The 18,867-nt window shown below is 60.8% G+C and carries 14 protein-coding genes; 12 read left to right on the top strand and 2 right to left on the bottom strand.

Translation table 11 applies throughout. The annotated features are described in order from the left end of the window. The first annotated feature begins 246 nt into the window (after positions 1 to 246). The 6 genes from AAEZ10_RS06545 (at position 247) to AAEZ10_RS06520 (ending at position 8,582) form a co-directional block, all read left to right on the top strand. Positions 247 to 1,827, top strand: coding sequence for a glycosyltransferase family 4 protein (locus tag AAEZ10_RS06545; RefSeq protein WP_350568495.1), 1,581 nt, complete (start codon positions 247 to 249; stop codon positions 1,825 to 1,827). Next, entirely contained in the window at positions 1,821 to 3,125 is a 1,305-nt protein-coding gene (locus tag AAEZ10_RS06540) for a glycosyltransferase (protein ID WP_073470839.1), read from the top strand. Before AAEZ10_RS06545 ends, AAEZ10_RS06540 begins: the two co-directional genes overlap by 7 nt. Beyond that, positions 3,122 to 4,063, top strand: coding sequence for a class I SAM-dependent methyltransferase (locus AAEZ10_RS06535; protein ID WP_350568493.1), 942 nt, complete (start codon positions 3,122 to 3,124; stop codon positions 4,061 to 4,063). The genes AAEZ10_RS06540 and AAEZ10_RS06535 overlap by 4 nt, the downstream gene beginning before the upstream one ends. Next, positions 4,060 to 5,211, top strand: a complete 1,152-nt coding sequence (locus AAEZ10_RS06530) for an acyltransferase family protein (RefSeq protein WP_110644590.1) — start codon at positions 4,060 to 4,062, stop codon at positions 5,209 to 5,211. The genes AAEZ10_RS06535 and AAEZ10_RS06530 overlap by 4 nt, the downstream gene beginning before the upstream one ends. Positions 5,212 to 5,275: 64 nt before the next feature. Further along, entirely contained in the window at positions 5,276 to 6,460 is a 1,185-nt protein-coding gene (locus AAEZ10_RS06525; RefSeq protein ID WP_350568491.1) for a DUF3142 domain-containing protein, read from the top strand. Continuing rightward, complete coding sequence (locus AAEZ10_RS06520) at positions 6,447 to 8,582, top strand: hypothetical protein (RefSeq protein WP_350568489.1); 2,136 nt, start codon at positions 6,447 to 6,449, stop codon at positions 8,580 to 8,582. The genes AAEZ10_RS06525 and AAEZ10_RS06520 overlap by 14 nt, the downstream gene beginning before the upstream one ends. Here AAEZ10_RS06520 and AAEZ10_RS06515 read toward each other — a convergent pair. After that, positions 8,579 to 9,208 (bottom strand): LysE family translocator, encoded by a 630-nt coding sequence (locus AAEZ10_RS06515; RefSeq protein ID WP_350568487.1) that lies wholly within the window; start codon positions 9,206 to 9,208, stop codon positions 8,579 to 8,581. The genes AAEZ10_RS06520 and AAEZ10_RS06515 overlap by 4 nt on opposite strands. 145 nt (positions 9,209 to 9,353) lie before the next feature. Between AAEZ10_RS06515 and AAEZ10_RS06510 the strand changes: the two genes are divergently transcribed. After that, positions 9,354 to 9,827, top strand: coding sequence for an Lrp/AsnC family transcriptional regulator (locus AAEZ10_RS06510; RefSeq protein ID WP_073470845.1), 474 nt, complete (start codon positions 9,354 to 9,356; stop codon positions 9,825 to 9,827). Positions 9,828 to 9,927: 100 nt separating this feature from the next. Here the strand turns inward: AAEZ10_RS06510 and lpdA are convergent, their stop codons facing one another. Beyond that, positions 9,928 to 11,328, bottom strand: a complete 1,401-nt coding sequence (gene lpdA, locus AAEZ10_RS06505; RefSeq protein ID WP_282385450.1) for a dihydrolipoyl dehydrogenase — start codon at positions 11,326 to 11,328, stop codon at positions 9,928 to 9,930. A gap of 210 nt (positions 11,329 to 11,538) precedes the next feature. Between lpdA and hflK (AAEZ10_RS06500) the strand changes: the two genes are divergently transcribed. The 5 genes from hflK (AAEZ10_RS06500) to cfaB all read left to right on the top strand — a co-directional run bounded on the left by hflK (AAEZ10_RS06500) (position 11,539) and on the right by cfaB (position 18,858). Further along, the gene (gene hflK, locus AAEZ10_RS06500) at positions 11,539 to 13,500 is read left to right on the top strand and encodes a protease modulator HflK (RefSeq protein ID WP_350568484.1); all 1,962 of its coding nucleotides are present in this window, start codon (positions 11,539 to 11,541) and stop codon (positions 13,498 to 13,500) included. Then, entirely contained in the window at positions 13,497 to 14,540 is a 1,044-nt protein-coding gene (gene hflC, locus AAEZ10_RS06495) for a protease modulator HflC (RefSeq protein WP_350568482.1), read from the top strand. Before hflK (AAEZ10_RS06500) ends, hflC begins: the two co-directional genes overlap by 4 nt. Next, on the top strand, positions 14,537 to 15,586 hold the full coding sequence (gene hflK, locus AAEZ10_RS06490) for a protease modulator HflK (protein WP_130928376.1): 1,050 nt from the start codon (positions 14,537 to 14,539) through the stop codon (positions 15,584 to 15,586). The genes hflC and hflK (AAEZ10_RS06490) overlap by 4 nt, the downstream gene beginning before the upstream one ends. Next, positions 15,583 to 17,493 carry a heavy metal translocating P-type ATPase gene (locus tag AAEZ10_RS06485; protein ID WP_350568480.1) on the top strand — a complete coding sequence of 637 codons (1,911 nt, stop codon included), beginning with the start codon at positions 15,583 to 15,585 and terminating at the stop codon, positions 17,491 to 17,493. The genes hflK (AAEZ10_RS06490) and AAEZ10_RS06485 overlap by 4 nt, the downstream gene beginning before the upstream one ends. Positions 17,494 to 17,670: 177 nt before the next feature. Then, positions 17,671 to 18,858 carry a C17 cyclopropane fatty acid synthase CfaB gene (gene cfaB, locus AAEZ10_RS06480; RefSeq protein ID WP_350568478.1) on the top strand — a complete coding sequence of 396 codons (1,188 nt, stop codon included), beginning with the start codon at positions 17,671 to 17,673 and terminating at the stop codon, positions 18,856 to 18,858. The last annotated feature ends 9 nt before the right edge of the window (positions 18,859 to 18,867 follow it).

The following is an 18,867-nucleotide window of genomic DNA, read 5'->3' as shown; positions in this document are numbered from 1 at the left end:
TCAGTTCTCATCAGCGTAGTCCGATTTATTCTCGCCGGGCGGTTCCCGGACTCGCGATGGATGTGTTTAGAATGGCCCTCATCACGCTTGCCAGGGATGTTCCGGCTCGTTGTGCGAAAAGGTGAGACTGACCACTAAAACAAGAACAAGACGAGACTTGAGACGAAGAACCGCGATCGATCAGGTTCTACGCTTGGCCGTCACTAGGGTGAAGCTGCCGGGAAGGCGGTTTCATTGTGGAATGCCATGAATTTCATTCTTTATTCGGACATCAACGAACACTCCATCAGGGAGAGTCTCGGCCATCCCGACGCCAGTTATTACTTCGTTCTGAAGGCCTACCGTTCGTTGCTCGAAACAGTCGGGCGAGTCCATGTAGTGGGTAATGTCGCAGAGGTCGATCCGCTGTTTCGGCAATTCCACGCGGCCGGCGAGGAGAGTGTGTTCCTCTCGTTCACCCGACCACAGAAAACGGTGATCGACCTTCAATGCCCGACCGTTTGTGTCGTGACCTGGGAGTACGACTCGATTCCCGATGAACAATGGGGCGATGATCCTGGCCAGGACTGGACGCGCATGTTGGCAAGGCATGGCCGCGTGATCACACTGTCCAGCCATACCGCCCGAGCGATTCGTCGCTCGATGGGAGAGGATTTCCCTGTGCTGGTATTGCCCGCCCCACTCGGAGAGGAGCTTGCGTCCATCGGTAAGCAGCACCTCAGCACACCGGTCAACACAGATACGACGTTGACACTCAAGGGGTGCATTTTCGATTCCCGCCAGATGAATCTGCATCCGGATAATCTGCTGCCCAAGCCGCTCACCGCCGAAGAGCTGGCGGAAATTGAAGCTCAGCTGGAGGCCTCGCGACCACCACCGCTGACGTTGAAACGACGCTTCGTCATCGCAAAACATTACCTGCGCCTGTGGCTGCTCAATGCCGGCCATGATCAGACACCCCCGGTGCCGCGGGTGTGGTTTTTGCAGAATTGGTACTGGGAGGGGATCCGCGATTTGCTCCGGCATTCCTGGCATGACTGGCTTGCCAGGTATCTGCCCGGCATCGCCGGTCCTCAACCTTTGCCAGTGTCAGTGCAACCGCCACCGCGAGATATGCCGGACACCTCATTGCAGGTTCAAGCCGAGGTCAACGGTGTCGTCTACGTATCGGTGTTCCGCCCGGAGGACGGGCGTAAGAATTGGCTGCAGATCCTCACCGCTTTCTGCGCAGCTTTTCGTGACACGCCCGACGCCACACTGGTAATGAAATTTACCCAGAGCGACCTGGCGGCCGTCTATGCACACTTGATGACGCCACTGGCGCAACTGGCGCCTTTTTCCTGCCGGGTCGTGATGATTCACGGTTACATGGACGATGCGCAATATGCGCGGCTTTACCAGTCGGCGAGTTTTTACGTCAATGCTTCGCATTGTGAAGGTCTGTGCCTTCCGCTGATGGAATTCATGGCCTGCGGCAAGCCGGTGATCGCTCCCGACCACACGGCGATGCAGGACTATATCGATGAGTCCGTGGCGTTCGTGGTCGAATCCAGCGTTGAGGCGTGCACGTGGCCCCACGACCCGCGCATGCTGTTTCGTGCGCATCGTCACCGGCCAGACTGGGGCTCCTTGAAACAAGCCTACGAAGACAGTTACCGGATGGCCACGACACAGCCTCAGGATTATCAGCGAATGTCGTTGGCTGCCGCGCAGCGCATGGAGCATTTCAGTGCGATCGCGGTTCTGCAAAAGCGCGTCGAGGATTTTTTCGGGCTCGAACCACAGCCCGGTCACGTTGCCCAGGTCAGGGATAGCGCCCCATGCTGATCATCATCCATTCGGAAACCAACCAGCACACCATCAGCCGCAACCTGGGGCGCTCGGAGTACAGCTATTACTTCGTGCTCAAGGAGTATCGGCCAGTGCTCGAACGTCTGGGTCGGGTGATCGAGGTCATGGACCCGAACAGCGAAGTCGATGCGTTGTATGCAGAGTGCCAGTCACGTGGCGAGGCTTGCGTATTTCTGTCGTTCTCGCCACCGCATCGCACCCCGGTGCATCTGGCGTGTCCGACCCTGCCGGTCTTTGCCTGGGAGTTCAGCACGATTCCCGATGAGCCATTCGCTGGCGATCCGCTGAACGACTGGCGCACAGTACTTGCCGCCTGCGGTGCTGCGATCACGCACTCCAGTTACACGGTCGATGCCGTGCGCAAAGCAATGTCTGTCGAGTACCCGATAGTCGCCGTCCCAGCGCCGGTCTGGGATCGGTTCGCAGCGCGCGGCGTTCAATTGCAGGGACAGCCAGCCGTCGATTCAGTACGGCTGAAAATCAAAGGCCTGGTAGTCGACAGTCGCGAGATCGCCTTGGATGCGTTCGCTCCTGTGCCGTTGCGCCGTGGGCGTGGAATCGATTTCCTCGCGCCGGTCACCGAGCAAGAGCTGGTGCTTGAAGGTGTGGTGTACACCTCGGTGTTCAACCCCCGGGACGGGCGCAAGAACTGGGAGGACATGATCAGTGCCTTCTGTGCCGCTATGCGTGAAAACGCTGATGCAGCCCTGGTGCTGAAACTCACCCATCACGATGCTGAAGAAGCCCTCACCGACATCCTCCATCACCTTTACAAGAATCAGCCTTATCGCTGCCGCATCGTCCTTATCTACGGCTATCTGGCAGACGCGGATTACGAACGTCTGGTGCAGGCGACCCGTTACGTCGTCAACACTTCCTACGGCGAAGGCCAGTGCCTGCCGCTGATGGAATTCATGTCGTGCGGCAAGCCGGCGGTGGCACCGTGCACCACGGCAATGATCGACTATATGAATGCCGATAACGCTTTTCTGATCGAGGCAACCGAGCAATTCACGGCCTGGCCTCACGACCCGCGTTCGGCCTATCGAACCTTGCGCTACGCAACGAGCTGGGCTTCGATCTGTGCCGCTTACACTGCCAGTTACGACGTCGCGAAAAACGATCTCCAGCGTTACGCCACCATGTCGGCACAGGCTGTCGTGAGTCTCGAGGCGTTTTGCAGTCAAGCGGTGGCCGAGCAGCGATTACGAGCGTTTCTGGCGAGCCTGCTGCAAGCCCGCGCCGAAATGGCGACGGAGGTTATCGGCGCATGATTCGCAGATTGCTCCATCGATTGTTTGCCCAAGCGCAATCTTCGCAATCTTCGCAACCGCCGCCAGCGGCTGAACCGATAGCGGAACCGGTGATTGAGCCGACGCCAGACGCTGAACCCGAGCCTTTATTTGTCTGGTCGCCCCGTGATGTCGGTTTGCGTGATGCCGTGCTGGACGGCTGGTTTCTCAATGACAGCGGCGAATTGCTCAAGGGCTTTGCCATTACGCCTGACGACACCTTGCTCGACGTCGGTTGCGGCGAGGGTGCCGCAACATTGTTTGCCGTGCGCCAGGGCGCATCGGTGATTTTCACCGACAGTGAATACGACAAAGTGCGCGAGCTGGCGCGTCAGGTCGAGGCGCAAAGCGCAAATGCCAGTCTTGGTCTGGTCAGCAACAGCCTGCCATTGCCGTTGGCCGACGGCTGCTCCAGCCGTGTCGTGTGCATGGAGGTGCTGGAGCACGTCGACGAACCCGAAGCGTTCATGGCCGAACTGGCGCGTATGGGGCGCCCCGGTGCGTTGTACCTGCTCAGTGTGCCGGCTCCAGTGGGCGAACATCTGCAAAAAGGCATCGCTCCGCAGAGTTATTACCAGTCGCCCAACCACGTGCAGATCTTCACTCCAGAGCGCTTCGCCGCACTGGTCGAAGACGCCGGACTGATCATTGAGCATCGGCAGGCGACGGGGTTTTTCTGGGTGATGGGGATGATCTTTTTCTGGGCCAGCGAAAAAGCGGCCGGCAAGGATCCGGGTGGTGCGGTGCGTGATCGCATTCACGCGCCTTTTCCTCATCTGATGGGTGGATGGGCGAGGACCTGGGAAGAGATGCTCGACCGGCCCGACGGACTTGCGATCAAACAGGTGCTGGACCAGTTCATGCCCAAAAGCCAGGTGATCATCGCCCGTAAACCGCTGGATGCGGGAGACGCCGGATGAGCAGTAAACGCATCATGGACATTGAGGTGCTGCGCGCCATTGCCGTGCTGGGGGTGCTGTTTCATCACTTGGCAGGCAATCTGTTCCGCGATCCGGTGCCTTTGCTTGAAGCCATTCATGCCTGGGCACAACCCTGGTGGGGCGTTGACCTGTTTTTCGCCATTTCCGGCTTCGTGATTGCGCGCAGTCTGATTCCTGCGCTGCGTGATTGCAGCAGCCGTCAGCAATACTGGGAGCAAACGCGCAATTTCTGGCTGCGCCGCGCTTTTCGCCTGCTGCCTTCGGCCTGGCTGTGGCTGGCCCTGGTGCTGCTGATGTGCATGTTCTTCAATCGCTCCGGGGCGTTCGGCACGCTGCAGGCCAATCTGCAGGCGACGCTCGCAGGAGTGTTGCAGTACGCCAATTTCCGCTTTGCCGATGCGTTCTTCCGCTACGAATATGGCAGCAGTTTCGTCTACTGGAGTCTGGCCCTGGAGGAACAGTTCTACCTGTTGTTTCCGTTGCTGATTCTGCTATGCCGCAGACATTTGGTCTGGGTGCTGCTGGCGCTGGTCGCAGTGCAACTGCTGGCGGTGCGAACGCCGCTGCTGATGGTCGTTCGAACCGACGCGCTGGCCCTTGGCGTACTGTTGGCAATGTGGAGTGCTCAACCGAGTTACCAGCGTTGGCAGCCGCTGTTTCTGAGTCGCAACGGGGCCGGAATCTCAGCGCTGATTGTCGTCGCAACGCTGATGAGTTACCTGGCCACCGATGGATTTTCCGCGACTCACTTTCGCGTTGGCGCCATCGCTTTATTGAGTGCCTTGCTGGTGTGGATCGCCTCTTACAATCAGGATTACCTGTTATCGGCCGGGCGCTTGCAGCAATTGATGGGATGGGTGGGCAGTCGGTCGTACGGCATCTACCTGATTCATATTCCCGTGTATTTCCTGGTACGAGAAGTTACTTTCCGTTTGCAGGAAGCGGGCCTGCCGAGTCCAGCAGGTCATCCAGTGGTCACCTTGCTGTGGGCGTTCGGTCTGATTGCCCTGCTCAGCGAATTGAATTACCGCTTCATCGAAATGCCTATGCGCAACCGCGGTGCCGCGCTAGTGCAACGTCTTGGTACGTCCAGCACACCAACTGCGTCTTCTGAAGCCGCAGTCTGATCGACTCGCTCACGCCATGTTTTGTGTAACCTTGCAGCCCTGTGGCTTCAGGGATTTCCAAGGTATGCGGTTTATTGCGGGTCTGATCTTTAGCGTCTTGCTGGCAGGTTGCGAGCAACACGTCGCGCCGGCCCTCGACCAGCAACTCTACGTCTGGCAGCGCCAATGGACGCCTGCGCATGAACCGGCATTGCGCGACAGTCGCACTGACTTCTCGACCCTGCGCGTACTGGCATTGCAGGCCTTTCCCGGCGAACGGTGGAGCAGGGCACGGGTTCATCCGGCATTGTTGAAAGCCGATGGTCGCCCTCTGATCGCAGTGATTCGCCTCGATGGTCAGCTGCAGTCACTGGACCAGCAGCAGGTCACCGCGCAGATTCTGCAGATCATTGCCGATTGGCAAGCGCAAGGCCTTACGCTGAACGGTATCGAAATCGACCACGATGCCGGCAACGCGCGGCTGCCGGCGTACGCTGAATTCCTCAAAAATTTGCGTGCGGCCTTGCCGCCATCGTTGCCTTTGAGCATCACCGCGCTACCGGCCTGGCTCGATAGCGCGCAGTTGCCGGCGCTGTTGCAAAGCGTCGACAGCAGCGTGCTGCAAGTCCACGCCGTGAGCGATCCGCGACTGGGCCTGTTCGATCCCGAGCAGGCGTTGAAATGGGCCAAGGCCTGGGCACGTATCAGCGACAAACCGTTCTATCTGGCGCTGCCGGCCTACGGCGTTGCGCTGTTGAGCGATGACGGTGGCGCGCCGGTAGTGGAAAGCGAAGTGCAACTGGAGCGCGGCGGGCAGCGCCGGGAGTTGCTCGCCGATCCGCAGCAACTCAGCCAATTGGCCAAGACTTTGCGCGAGGATCCGCCTGAGCATCTGACCGGTTTGATCTGGTTTCGCCTGCCGCTGGCCAACGATCGTCGCGCCTGGAGCCTGACTACTTTGCGCGCCGTGGCTCGCGGAGATGTGCTGAACAGTCAGTTGCGCCTGTCATTCAAAGAGCAGGGCGGTTTGTATGACATCCAGCTCGATAACCGCGGCAATCTCGACAGCCCGTGGCCCGCGCAAATCACCCTAAAGGCGCGGGATTGTGCAGGCGCCGATGCGCTCACCGGTTACTCGTTGCAACAAAGTGCCAATCTGCTTACCTTCACCCGCCTGCGTGACGGCCGCTTGCCGGCGGGCGGACAGCGCGCTGTCGGTTGGGCGCGTTGTGCACATATTGATCAAGGAGGTTCGCATGTTGACCCGTAACTGGCCCCGCCATCTGCTTTGCCTGAGCCTCAGCCTGCCGCTGGGTTCGGCGCTGGCCTGCGGCCCGGACTTCCCGATGCGCCTGCTCGACAACCGCGCGCAAACCTTGGCCGATCTGCCCGAAGGCAGTTTCAGTTTCGAAGTCAGTCGCCTGGGTAAAACCATTGCCGGGCTGAAAAACGTCACCGCAGCGACCCATAACCCTAACGATTATGCCGAAGACAACGCGTCAGAACTGGCGCGCGAACAGGCTGAGCAGGTGGGCCTGAGCGTCGAGCAATACGCTGTGGTCAAGCGCCTGCGCGGGCTTAGCGATGCAAGTCAGGCCGAGGAGCAGGGCGCCAGTCTGCCGGCGGAAATCCGTTTGTACGTTGCCGGCGCGGTGGCTTTTGCCACCGGTGATCATCAATTGGCCACGGAGTATTTCAACAAGGTGCTGGCGCTGCCGGCAGACCAGCGTCCGTTGCGCAGCACGTGGGCGGCGTATTCCCTCGGGCGCATCGCCTTCGCCATGAGCAACGAGGCGCACGATCGCATCGAAGCGCTGGAAGAAGCGCGCGATGCCTTCCGCCAGGCCCGGCAACTGAGCATCGACGGCTTCAGCGATCCGTTGGAACTGGGCGTTGCCAGCCTCGGTGAAGAGGCGCGGGCGTTGCGCAGCGCGGGCGACTGGAGCGGCGCCATCGAACTGTACGAAGCACAGAACCTGCACGGTTCGGCCGTCGGCTACACCTCGCTCAAGCAACTGATGAACGAACTGGCCGAGTTGCCAGAATCTCAGTTGGCCAAACTGCTGCAGCAGCCAGCAGTGCAGCAACTGGTCACGGCATCGCTGGTCAGCCGTCAGGGCTGGTCTTTCGGTGAGCAGCCGTCGAATGAAAAGAAACTCGTCACACTCTTGCAAAACAGCACCCGTGGCAGCCTCGACAATGCCGATCGACTGGCGGCGATGAGTTATCAACAGGGCGACTACGCATCTGCCAAGGCCTTTCTGGTAAACGCTGGGGACGGCGGACTGGCCTGGTGGCTGCGGGCAAAACTGGCAGTGCGTGACGGCGACACGACTGCCGCTGCCGCCGCCTACGCCAAAGCCGCCCAGGCCTTTCCACAGAATGAAGACTGGGGCTATCGCCGCACGCCGGACTGGGCGTTTGAAACGGTGCAGCCAAAATGCCGGGTCGAGGGCGAAAGCGCGATCCTGGCGCTGCAACGCGGCGAATACCTGCAAGCGTTCGTGCAGCTGTATCGCAGCAACAGCCTTTACTGGTTCGATGCCGCCACCGTTGCCGAGCGGGTGCTGACGGTCGATGAGCTCAAGCAGTACGTCGATGCGAACGTGCCGGCGCCGCCGCCATTGACGCAGCAGGAGCGCGACAACTATGTACCGCTGTCGGTGGCCGCCAATCTGCGCAATCTGCTCGGTCGGCGCTTGCTGCGTGAGGGCCGTTACGAGGAAGCGGTCGGTTATTTCGCCAGTGACGATCTGCAGCACAAGGCCCGGCTCTATGGCGAGCAACGGCTCAAGGCCGAGTCGGCGTGGTGGCCGAGCAAACGCGCCAGTGCGTTGTACAACGCCGCGTGGACAGCCCGGGAGTGGGGCATGGACATCCTCGGTTATGAGATGGCGCCTGATTACGCCACTTTCGGTGGCAATTACACGCTGGAGAGCACGAAGCTGGATGTCGGCCCGCTGATTTCCACGGCGGAAGTGCAGCGCCAGCAGGCCAGCGCCGCGCAACCGGATCAGCGTTATCACTATCGTTTTGTCGCCACGGCACTGGCCAGTCGCGCCGCCGATAATTTGCCGCACACCAGTCAGGCGTTTGCTGCGGTGTTGTGCAATGCCGCCGGCTGGAACAGCAGCCTTGAAGACCAGAGTGCGCTGTATCAGCGCTACGTCAAGGAAGGCCCTTATGTGCCGTGGGCGCAAGACTTCGGCAATCAATGCCCGTACCCGGACTTCGAAAATGCCGACAAGCGCTACGTCACCCAGGTGACCGATGCCGTGCGTGGGACGCTGCGGCCGTACAAGTGGCCGGTGCAGATCGGCGCGGTCATCCTGGTCGCTGTTGCTGCGCTACTGCTGATCACCCGTCGTCAGCGCAAGGTGTTCAAAGGCTAGGCCTGTTGAATGAAGCTCAGGCGTACGGCGAAGCCAATCAACAGACTGCCGAACAGCCATTGCTGAATGCGCTGGGCGGTCGGACTGTGTTGCAGCCAACGGCCCAGTGCCGCGCCGGTCATGGCGACAACACTGTCGAACAGCAGGCCGACGCTGACCAGCACCAGGCCGAGCACGGCGAACTGCGTCAGCACCGGCGCGCCGCCGCTGACGATAAACTGTGGCAACAGTACCGAGCAGAACAGCAACGCCTTGGGATTGAGCAGGTTGGTCAGCAAACCGCGACGGATCGCATCGCGCCACTGGCCGGGAGCAGGTGCCTGCTCTTGGTTTTGCAGACTCGGTACCAGCGAGCTGCGAAAACACTGGACGCCGATCCACAACAGATAGGCCGCGCCAGCGATGCGCACCACGTCAAAGGTCCACGGCGCCGTTTTGAACAGCGCCGCCAGCCCCAATGCCGCCAGTGCCACGTGGCAGGCGCGGGCGATGGCCAAACCCAACGCCGTGGCCAGCGCCGCAGCTCGACCTTGCCGCGCACCGGTTTGCAACAGCAGGATCATGTCTGGTCCCGGCAGTAGCAGGACTACCGCCAGCGTCAGGATAAACAGCCACAGACTTGCCACATCACACCCCTTTTTGATGTCGATTTGCTCGGGCCAGTCTAGAGCGAGAGGGCAGGGCAGGTGCTTGCGTAGTCGGCTTCAATTGTTCGCAGCTTTGGCATAACCTGCTGGTTTTCAACCGTCAGACTATCGGGATCTGCCAAAGATGAAACTCGACGCCTATGACCGCAAGATTCTCGCCGCGCTGCAACGCAACGGGCGCTTGAGCAATGTCGAGCTCGCGGAAGAAATCGGCCTGTCGGCTTCGCCGTGTTTGCGCCGGGTGCGCATACTGGAAGAGGCGGGGGTGATCCGAGGCTACCAGGCCAATCTGGATCGCGATGAAGTCGGACTGGGGCTGACGGTGTTTGTCGGGGTCAAGGTCGAGCGGCACAACGAAGAACGCGCCGAGGCTTTTTATGCCGCTGTTACTGCGCTGCCTGAGGTGGTCTCAGCGTTTCTGGTGTCCGGCGAATCGGACTTTTTGTTGCAGGTAGTGGTGCCTGACTTGCGCGCTTATGACCGCTTTGTCAGCGCGCACCTGCTGAAACTGCCGGGGGTGAGCGATATTCGCAGCAACTTTGCCATTCACACGGTGAAAGCGCCGGGGGCGCTGCCGTTGGGGCATCTGCCGCTGTAGACCGGGTGGCACCATTCGCGAGCAGGCTCGCTTCCACATGGGGAACGCATTCCAAAGTGGGAGCGAGCCTGCTCGCGAAGACGGCGGCAAGGTTTGGAACCTACATCTGCGTCGCCATCCCCTCGACATTCATTGCTGCCTGACGCAGAGCTTCCGAACGCGTCGGGTGCGGATGGCAGGTAAGGGCAATGTCCTCGGCCGAGGCGCTGAACTCCATCGCCACACAGAACTCGCCGATCATCTCGCTCACGCTCGGCCCGACCAGGTGCACGCCGAGCACTTCGTCCGTGCGCTCGTCGGCGAGGACTTTGGCAAAGCCTTCTGTCTCGTGATTGATCTTCGCCCGGCTGTTGGCGGTGAAGGGAAACTTGCCGACCTTGTAGGCACGGCCCTCGGCCTTGAGCTGTTCTTCGGTCTGGCCGACGCTGGCCAGCTCCGGCTGGGTGTAGATGACGTTGGGGATCAGCGCGTAATTGACCTCACCGGCCTTGCCGTGGATCTGCTCGACGCAGGCCATGGCTTCGTCTTCAGCCTTGTGCGCGAGCATCGGGCCGGACGTGACGTCGCCGATGACCCAGACCCCAGCCGCTTCGGTGCGATGTTGCTTGTTGGCGAGCATGCCGCGTTTGTCGGTACTCAGGCCGACGTTCTCCAGCCCCAGGCCCTGGGTGTACGGCCGGCGGCCGATGGCCACCAGCACATAGTCGGCTTCGATCAGCTCAGCCGTACCACCAGCGGCAGGCTCGACGCTCAGCTGCACTCCTGTAGCGGAACTGGTGGCGCTAGTGACTTTGGAACTCAATTTGAAGGCGATGCCTTGCTTGCTCAGCGCGCGCTGCAAGGTCTTGCCGGCCTCGCCATCGACGCCGGGGCAGATGCGATCAAGGTATTCGACCACGGTGACCTGCGCGCCGAGTCGACGCCATACAGAACCCAGCTCCAGGCCGATCACCCCGGCACCAATCACTACCAGATGTTTAGGCACTTCACTCAACGACAGCGCGCCGGTGGAATCGAGGATGCGCTGGTTGTCGATCTCGACGCCGGGCAGGGGAGTGGGTTCGGAGCCGGTGGCAATGATGATGTCCTTGGCGCTGAGCTCGGTCTTGTTGCCCTGATCGTCGGTCACGGAGACTTTGCCCGGGCCGTCGATGTGACCCCAACCCTTGATCCAGTCGACTTTGTTCTTGCGAAACAGAAACTCGATGCCCTTGGTCAGGCCGGCGACGCTTTCGTCCTTCTGCTTCATCATCTGCGCAAGGTTCAGCTTCGGTTCGACCTCGATGCCGAGATTGGCGAACTCCGTGCCCACCGCAGCGGCGTACAGCTCCGACGCGTGCAGCAAGGCTTTGGACGGCATGCAACCGACGTTCAGACAGGTGCCGCCGAGGGTTGCACGTCCTTCGACGCAAGCGGCCTTGAGCCCGAGCTGGCCTGCGCGGATCGCCGCGTTATAACCGCCGGGGCCGCCGCCCAGAATCACCACGTCATAGTTGCTCATGCGCTTGCTCCAGATTGCTCGATGGGGATAGCCAAGATTAGTCGCGATAAAAATTATGTGCGTAATATGAGCTTCGTCGAACATTTCGGTCAAGGCTTCAGGCAAGCGACAGCTGCCGCATCCTTGAATAAGCGTAATTGTGTACGAATATTTCACAGCTTGCGTTATATCGTAACGCTATGAACGCAGAGCCTATATTTTCGGGGTGTTATGCAAGTCGATCTTGAGTTGGACGCCACGCCAGTCACCGGGTTGCCGCGCTTTCAGCAGGCAGCCGCGCAGTCACGCAAATTGCGTCGGTTGGCGTATGGGCTCGGCGCAGTGGCTGTGTCGGGCTGGGTGCTGGCGTTTTTCGTCGGCCTGTTTGCGCCGCAGTCCCTGTGGTTGCCGTTGTTGGTCAATCAGGGCGCAGCGTTGCTGGTGCTGGTCGCCGGTCTGCAATCGGCGTGGTGGGTGACGCGATGGCGCGCGCGGGTGATGCATCCGCCCGCTTCGCAATCGACCGTCGTGGAGAAGGGAGCCGCAGCCGAGGGCTGGTACGAAAGGCTGCTGGAGCGATTGAGTCAGCAGAGCCGCCATCTGCTTGGACAAATCGGTGCGCCGACGTTGTGGCTCGGCGGCTGGGCGTTGCTGGTTCTGCTTGGTATTGAGCAGGTGTGGAATCTCACGTTGCCGGCGGCGGCCTTGGGGCTGTCGGCGAGCATCGGTGCGGCATTGGCGTTGTTGCTGGCGTTTGCCCTGCTGGTGCTGGAGCGGCACCTGGCGCAGGAACCGCCGGCGCAATGGCCGGAAGCGGCTGCGCTGGCGCAACTGACCCGGGTGGTGATTATCATTCTGTTGATCGGTGCGCTGTGTCTGTTGTTTGCCAGCGAAAACGCAGTCTGGCCGGTACGCGTGGCGGTGCTCAGCGCAGTCCTGCCGATGTTGGTTGCCATCGAACTGATGTTGCGCGCGGTGCTGTCTGTTTTCAGCCCGCGCCGCGAACAACTCGAACCGACCCTGCTGGCGCGCAGTTTTATCGCCGATATGCTGCGTTGGCCGCCGCAGCCGTGGCTGGCGTTGCAGCATGAAATGCACACTCGGTTCGGCATCGATCTGCGGCAGATCTGGGCCTTCAGTTACATGCGCCGGGCCTTGTTGCCGGTGCTGGCGGTGGTCGCCCTGAGCGGCTGGCTGCTGACCGGCGTACATGAGATTCCCCTGCAAGGTCGCGGCATCTACGAGCGCTTCGGGAAACCGGAACAGGTTTTCGGCCCGGGTTTGCATGCCGGTTTGCCCTGGCCATTGGGGCGTGTGATTTCCGTTGAAAACGGTGTGGTTCATGAACTGGCAACCAGTGTCGGCGACAAGCCAATCGCCGTGCAGTCCGATTCCGCTGAAGGCCCGGCGCCGCTGACCGCCAACCGTTTGTGGGACGCCAGCCACGTTAATGACAAGTCCCAGGTCATCGCCAGCAGCCGCGGCGCGCAACAGGGCCTGCAAATCGTCAACATGGACGTGCGTTTCGTTTACCGCATCGGTTTGAACGACGAAGCGGCACTTGCTGCGACCTACAACAGTGCCGATGTACCGACGCTGATTCGCAGCACCGCCAGCCGCATCCTGGTTCACGATTTTGCCTCGCGCACCCTCGACGGTCTGCTCGGCGACGACAGGGCAGGGCTGGCCGAGGAAATCGGTCGCGCAGTACAAAGTGATCTGAACAGATTGAACAGTGGTGTGGAAATCCTCGCCACAGTCGTCGAAGCGATTCATCCACCGGCCGGCGCGGCGAATGCCTACCACAGTGTGCAAGCGGCGCAGATCGGCGCGCAGGCGTTGATCGCTCGCGAACGCGGCGCGGCTGCGCAGGCCACTAACGAGGCGCAGTTGCAGGCGAGTACGGCGCGGGATCAGGCAATGGCAAACGCGCGGGAGATCAACGCCGCTGCGCAAACCGCCGACCTGAAATTCAGCGCCGAACAGAAAGCCTTCGTCAGTGCTGGCCAGGCTTTCGTGCTGGAGCAATATCTCAGCCAGCTCAGTCAGGGCATGAGTAAAGCCAAGTTGCTGATACTCGATCATCGACTCGGCGGCAGCGCAAATGCGCCAACCATCGATCTGCGTACTTTCACACTGCCGACTGATCCGTCGCCCGCCCGTACCACCGCTCAACCAGGAGCCACCCATTGAGCCAGTCGCCTGTTCATGACGTTCACGACCACAGCGGCCACGACCATGGCCACGGCGGGCATCACCATCATCATGGTCATCACCACCATCACGGCGAGGTGCCAGAAGTCGGACCATTTCCGTGGCGGCGTATAGGCTGGGCTGCGTTGCTGGTGGCGTTTGCCATTGCCGCCGCGAGTCTGGTGCAAGTGCGCTCCGGTGATGCCACGGTCATCACCCGTTTCGGTAATCCGTCGCGGGTCTTGCTTGATCCCGGGTTGAATTGGCGCTGGCCTGCACCGTTCGAAGCGGCGATCCCGGTGGACTTGCGTCTACGTACCACCTCAAGTGGTTTGCAGGACGTCGGCACCAAGGACGGTTTGCGCATCATCGTTCAGGCCTACGTCGCGTGGCAGGTGCAGGGTGATCCTGAACACGTGCAGCGTTTCATGCGTGCCGTGCAGAATCAGCCGGACGAAGCGGCGCGGCAGATTCGCACTTTTGTCGGCTCAGCGCTGGAGACCACGGCCAGCAGTTTCGATCTGGCCAATCTGGTCAACACTGATGCCAAACAAGTGCGCATCGGCGATTTTGAAACGCAGTTGCGTCAGCAGATCGAGCAACAGTTGCTCGCTACATATGGCGTGCGCGTTGTGCAGGTGGGTGTCGAGCGTTTGACTTTGCCATCGGTCACGCTCAGCGCCACGGTCGACCGCATGCGTGCCGAGCGTGAAACCATTGCTACCGAACGCACGGCTGTTGGCAAACGCGAAGCGGCGCAAATCCGTTCCGCCGCCGAGCGCGATGCGCGGATCGTCCAGGCTGATGCAATGGTGAAAGCCGCTGACATTGAAGCGCAATCGCGAGTCGAGGCTGCGCAGATTTATGGGCGCGCCTACGCCAGCTCGCCACAGCTTTACAACCTCCTGCGCTCGCTCGACACCCTCGGCACCATCGTCACGTCGGATACCAAATTGATTCTGCGCACCGATGCTGCGCCGTTCCGTGTATTGGTCGACGGCCCACCGACGCTCGACAACAAAGCTGGATCGCAGCCATGAGCGAAGAAGTTCCACGTGGAACACATGCGTTGAACAGTCCGTGGATTCAGGCCGGTCGTCTGACCTTCATCGCCCTGTATGCGATCACTGTTTTGGCCGCACTGGCATGGGTGTTCTCGAATGTCCGGCAGATTGATCCGCAAAACCGCGCCGTGGTGCTGCACTTCGGTGCGCTGGATCGCGTTCAGAATGCCGGACTGTTATGGGCATGGCCGCAACCTTTTGAACAGGTGATTCTGCTGCCAGCGGCGGATCGGGTGATCGAGCGCCGAGTGGAAAATCTGTTACGCAGTGACGAAGCGCTGAAGGCAGACCGGGTGGCATCCTTCGCCACGCCATTGAGTGATGCACTCGCCGGGTCTGGTTATTTATTGACCGGCGATGCCGGCGTAGTGCAACTGGACGTGCGGGTGTTTTACCAAGTCTCCGATCCGTACGAATTCGTGTTGCAAGGCGAGCATGTGCTGCCAGCACTCGATCGGCTAGTGACGCGCAGCGCCGTGGCCCTGACCGCCGCGCGAGATCTCGACACCATTCTGGTCGCTCGCCCGGAACTGATCGGCGCCGACAATCAGGCGGCCGAGCGTCGTGAACGATTGCGCGGTGATCTGGTGCAAGGCATCAACGCGCGTCTCGCTGAACTGAAGGCGAGCGGGCAGGGCATCGGTATCGAGGTATCGCGGGTCGATGTGCAATCAAGTCTGCCGGAGCCAGCGGTCAGTGCCTTCAATGCGGTGCTGACCGCCAGTCAGCAGGCTGACAAAGCAGTGGCTAACGCGCGCACCGATGCCGAGAAACTTACCCAGTCCGCCAACGAACAGGCAGACCGCACGCTCCAGGTGGCTCACGCGCAGGCAGGCGAGCGTCTTGCAAAAGCCTCGACCGATACCGCAACCGTCTCGAGTCTGGCCACGTCTGCCGACCCGCAAATGCTGCTGCGTCTGTATCGCGAGCGCATACCGAAGATCCTCGGTCAGGCCGGGTCGGTCACCACCGTCAACCCGAAAGACGATTCCCGGTTGATCATTCAAGGAGCCAGTCAATGACGGCGACCACCGCTGCTCCGAGTCTCTTGTCCTCGGCCGAACAACGTCGCGCCGCGCGTCAGTTGACCCTGGCGATGCTTGCGCTCGGGTTGCTGGGTCTGGGTTTGCTCTGGCGCTGGATGCTCCCGGAGCAAACCGGTGTCAGCCAGTTGCTGCTGGGTTTCGCCTCGTTGCTGGTAGCGGTTCCGGTGATGCGTTCGGCGTGGTACAGCCTGCGTTACCCAAGCCTGCACGGCATCACCGATCAGTTGATCGCGCTGGCCATGCTCGGTGCCTGGGCGACCGGTGATCTGCTCACTGCGGCGTTGTTGCCGATCATCATGATCTTCGGCCATGTGCTCGAGGAGCGCAGCGTGATCGGCTCCCAGGAAGCGATTAATGCGCTTGGCCAGTTGACCCGCAGCCATGGGCGCAAGCTGCAAGTAGATGGTTCGATCATCGAAGTGGACAACGGCGCGCTCAGCGCTGGCGATGTTGTCGAGGTGCGGGCCGGTGATCGGGTGCCGGCGGACGGTCGGGTCTTATCGGGGCAGGCGAGCCTTGATACCGCGTCGATTACCGGTGAGTCGGTTCCGGTGGAAGCGGGCGTCGGCATGCTGGTGTTCGGCGGCGCGATCAACCTCGATGGATTGCTGCGCGTCGAAGTCACCCGCATCGGCGACGAATCCACCTTGGGTAAAGTCATCGCCCTGATGCAAAACGCCGAGCGCTCGAAACCGCCGATCACGCGATTGCTAGAACGCTATGCCGGCAGCTACATGGTGCTGGTCTTGTTGCTGGCGGCGGTTACCTGGTTCGTCACCCATGATGCACAGGCGATGCTCGCGGTGTTGGTGGCGGCGTGTCCGTGTGCGTTGGTGCTGTCGGCGCCGGCCACGGCGGTTGCCGGTGTCGCCGTCGCCGCGCGTCACGGGATTCTGATTCGCAGCTCGGCGTTCCTCGAAGAACTCGCCGATCTGACCTCGCTGGTGGTCGACAAGACCGGCACGCTGACGTACGGCACCTTGCGTTTGCAGTCGATCGACAGCCTGAATGCGGAAACCGCCGAAGTGCAGACACTGGCCGCCAGTCTCGGCGCGGCGAGCAGTCATCCGGTGAGCCGGGCACTCGCCGGGATGACCGATCAGGAGGCCTATTGGCCTCTGACCAACATCCATGAGCGCCAAGGCTTGGGCGTAGTGGCGACGACAGAAAAGGGCGAGGCCGCGCTCGGTCGTCCAGAGTTGTTCACGCAACTGGGTATCACAACCACCCTTGTTCCTGAGCACGATGGCCCGATCGCCGGGTTGGCCCTGAACGGCGAATTCCTCGCCTGGCTGCTGCTAGCAGACAGCATCAAACCGGAAGCGCGCTTCGCCTTGAACGAGTTACGCGAATTGGGGCTGGGACGCCAACTCCTGTTGACCGGTGATCGTCAGAGCGTCGCGCGAAACCTGGCGCAGGACGTCGGGCTGAACGAAGTCCAGGCGCAAGCGCTACCGGAGGACAAACTCAATCGCGTGCTCAAGGAAATCGATCACGGCTTTCGTCCGATGGTGGTAGGCGACGGCATCAACGATTCGCTCGCGCTCAAGGCCGGCGTGGTCGGCGTGGCGATGGGCGCTGGCGGGGCCGACATTGCCTTGGCGTCGGCGGACATCGTGTTGATCGGCAGCGACTTGCGTCGCCTCGGTACTTGCGTGCGCTTGAGTCGTCAGTGCCGGCGTACTTTGCAGGTCAACGTGATTATCGGCCTCGGCTGGACGCTGGCTATCGTGGTCTTCGCGGCGTTCGGCTGGCTTGGTGCGGCCGGGGCGATGATCGCGGCTCTGCTGCATAACCTGAGCACCCTGTTGGTGTTGGGCAACGCCGGACGTTTGCTGCGCTTTCAGGAGCCATTGCCCAGGCTCGACCCTCGGGATAAATGAAAGAAAATTCATCGAACCGCCAAGTGCGCAGACAGTCATCTATCGTAAGGCGCGTCGTCTGTGGCGTTCAGCCGAAGTGCCGATCACGATAGACAAGGCCGATCGAATCGATAGCCTGCTATTTTTCCAGGTTGGTCTACCCTCAGATCAGACGTCTGAAACAAGGGGGGATTTTCCATGCTCGCGCAACTTCCACCGGCCTTACAGAATCTGCAGTTACCGCTTCGCCTGCGACTCTGGGACGGCCACGAGTTCAATCTGGGCCCGACGCCCAGCGTAACCATCGTCGTCAAGGACCCGCAGATGGTTACTCAATTCACCCACCCAAGCCTGGATGCGCTGGGTGCGGCGTTCGTCGAAGGCAAGCTGGAACTGGAGGGCTCGATCAGCGAGGTCATCCGGGTTTGCGACGAGTTGAGCAATGCGCTGCTCGATCAGGACGAAGGCAGTCAGCCGGTGCGTGCGCATCACGACAAGGACACCGACGCCAAAGCCATTTCCTATCACTACGACCTGTCGAATGCGTTCTACCAACTATGGCTGGACAGCGACATGGCGTATTCCTGTGCCTATTTTGAAACCGGCAGCGAAACCCTCGAACAGGCGCAGCAAGCCAAATTTCGCCATCTGTGCCGCAAGCTACGCTTGCAGCCGGGCGAATATCTGCTGGATGTCGGTTGTGGTTGGGGGGGGCTGGCGCGGTATGCGGCGCGAGAGTTTGGCGTCAAAGTGTTTGGTATTACCTTGAGCAAGGAACAGTTGGCCCTGGCGCAGGAGCGAGTCAAAGCCGAAGGGCTGGACGATCAGGTCGAACTGCAATTGCTCGACTATCGCGATCTGCCGCAGGACGGCCGCTTCGACAAGGTTGTCAGCGTCGGCATGTTCGAACACGTTGGCCATGCCAATCTCGCCGAGTACTGCGCAACTCTGTTCGGTGCGGTGAAGGAGGGTGGATTGGTAATGAATCATGGCATCACCGCCAAGCACACCGATGGCCGCCCGGTTGGACGAGGCGCTGGCGACTTCATAGAAAAATATGTGTTCCCCAACGGCGAGCTACCGCATCTGGCGATGATCTCTACCGAGATCAGTGACGCGGGGCTGGAGATCGTCGATGTCGAAAGCTTGCGCCTGCACTACGCGCGCACGCTCGATCACTGGAGTGAGAGACTGGAGGATAACCTCGAAGCTGCGGCGAAACTGGTGCCTGAGCAAGCACTGCGTATCTGGCGTCTGTATCTGGCCGGTTGCGCGTATGCCTTTGCGCGTGGCTGGATCAATCTGCATCAGATCCTCGCCGTGAAAGCGCATCCGGATGGCAGCCACGAACTGCCCTGGACCCGCGACGACATCTACCACCCCTGAAACGGAGCG

Source organism: Pseudomonas sp. H26/SER47-MNA-CIBAN-0231 (assembly GCF_040310465.1).
GTDB classification, from domain to species: domain Bacteria; phylum Pseudomonadota; class Gammaproteobacteria; order Pseudomonadales; family Pseudomonadaceae; genus Aquipseudomonas; species Aquipseudomonas atacamensis.
The sequence above is the reverse complement of the archived record's forward strand: the minus strand, read 5'-3'. Positions and strand labels throughout refer to the sequence as shown.

Coding starts and splice junctions, on each gene's coding strand:
- hflK (WP_130928376.1), top strand. CDS start 14,537: ATGAGCGAAGAAGTTCCACGTGGAACACATGCGTTGAACAGTCCGTGG.
- AAEZ10_RS06485 (WP_350568480.1), top strand. CDS start 15,583: ATGACGGCGACCACCGCTGCTCCGAGTCTCTTGTCCTCGGCCGAACAA.
- AAEZ10_RS06525 (WP_350568491.1), top strand. CDS start 5,276: ATGCGGTTTATTGCGGGTCTGATCTTTAGCGTCTTGCTGGCAGGTTGC.
- hflK (WP_350568484.1), top strand. CDS start 11,539: ATGCAAGTCGATCTTGAGTTGGACGCCACGCCAGTCACCGGGTTGCCG.
- AAEZ10_RS06540 (WP_073470839.1), top strand. CDS start 1,821: ATGCTGATCATCATCCATTCGGAAACCAACCAGCACACCATCAGCCGC.
- AAEZ10_RS06520 (WP_350568489.1), top strand. CDS start 6,447: ATGTTGACCCGTAACTGGCCCCGCCATCTGCTTTGCCTGAGCCTCAGC.
- AAEZ10_RS06530 (WP_110644590.1), top strand. CDS start 4,060: ATGAGCAGTAAACGCATCATGGACATTGAGGTGCTGCGCGCCATTGCC.
- AAEZ10_RS06535 (WP_350568493.1), top strand. CDS start 3,122: ATGATTCGCAGATTGCTCCATCGATTGTTTGCCCAAGCGCAATCTTCG.
- AAEZ10_RS06510 (WP_073470845.1), top strand. CDS start 9,354: ATGAAACTCGACGCCTATGACCGCAAGATTCTCGCCGCGCTGCAACGC.
- AAEZ10_RS06545 (WP_350568495.1), top strand. CDS start 247: ATGAATTTCATTCTTTATTCGGACATCAACGAACACTCCATCAGGGAG.
- cfaB (WP_350568478.1), top strand. CDS start 17,671: ATGCTCGCGCAACTTCCACCGGCCTTACAGAATCTGCAGTTACCGCTT.
- lpdA (WP_282385450.1), bottom strand. CDS start 11,328: ATGAGCAACTATGACGTGGTGATTCTGGGCGGCGGCCCCGGCGGTTAT.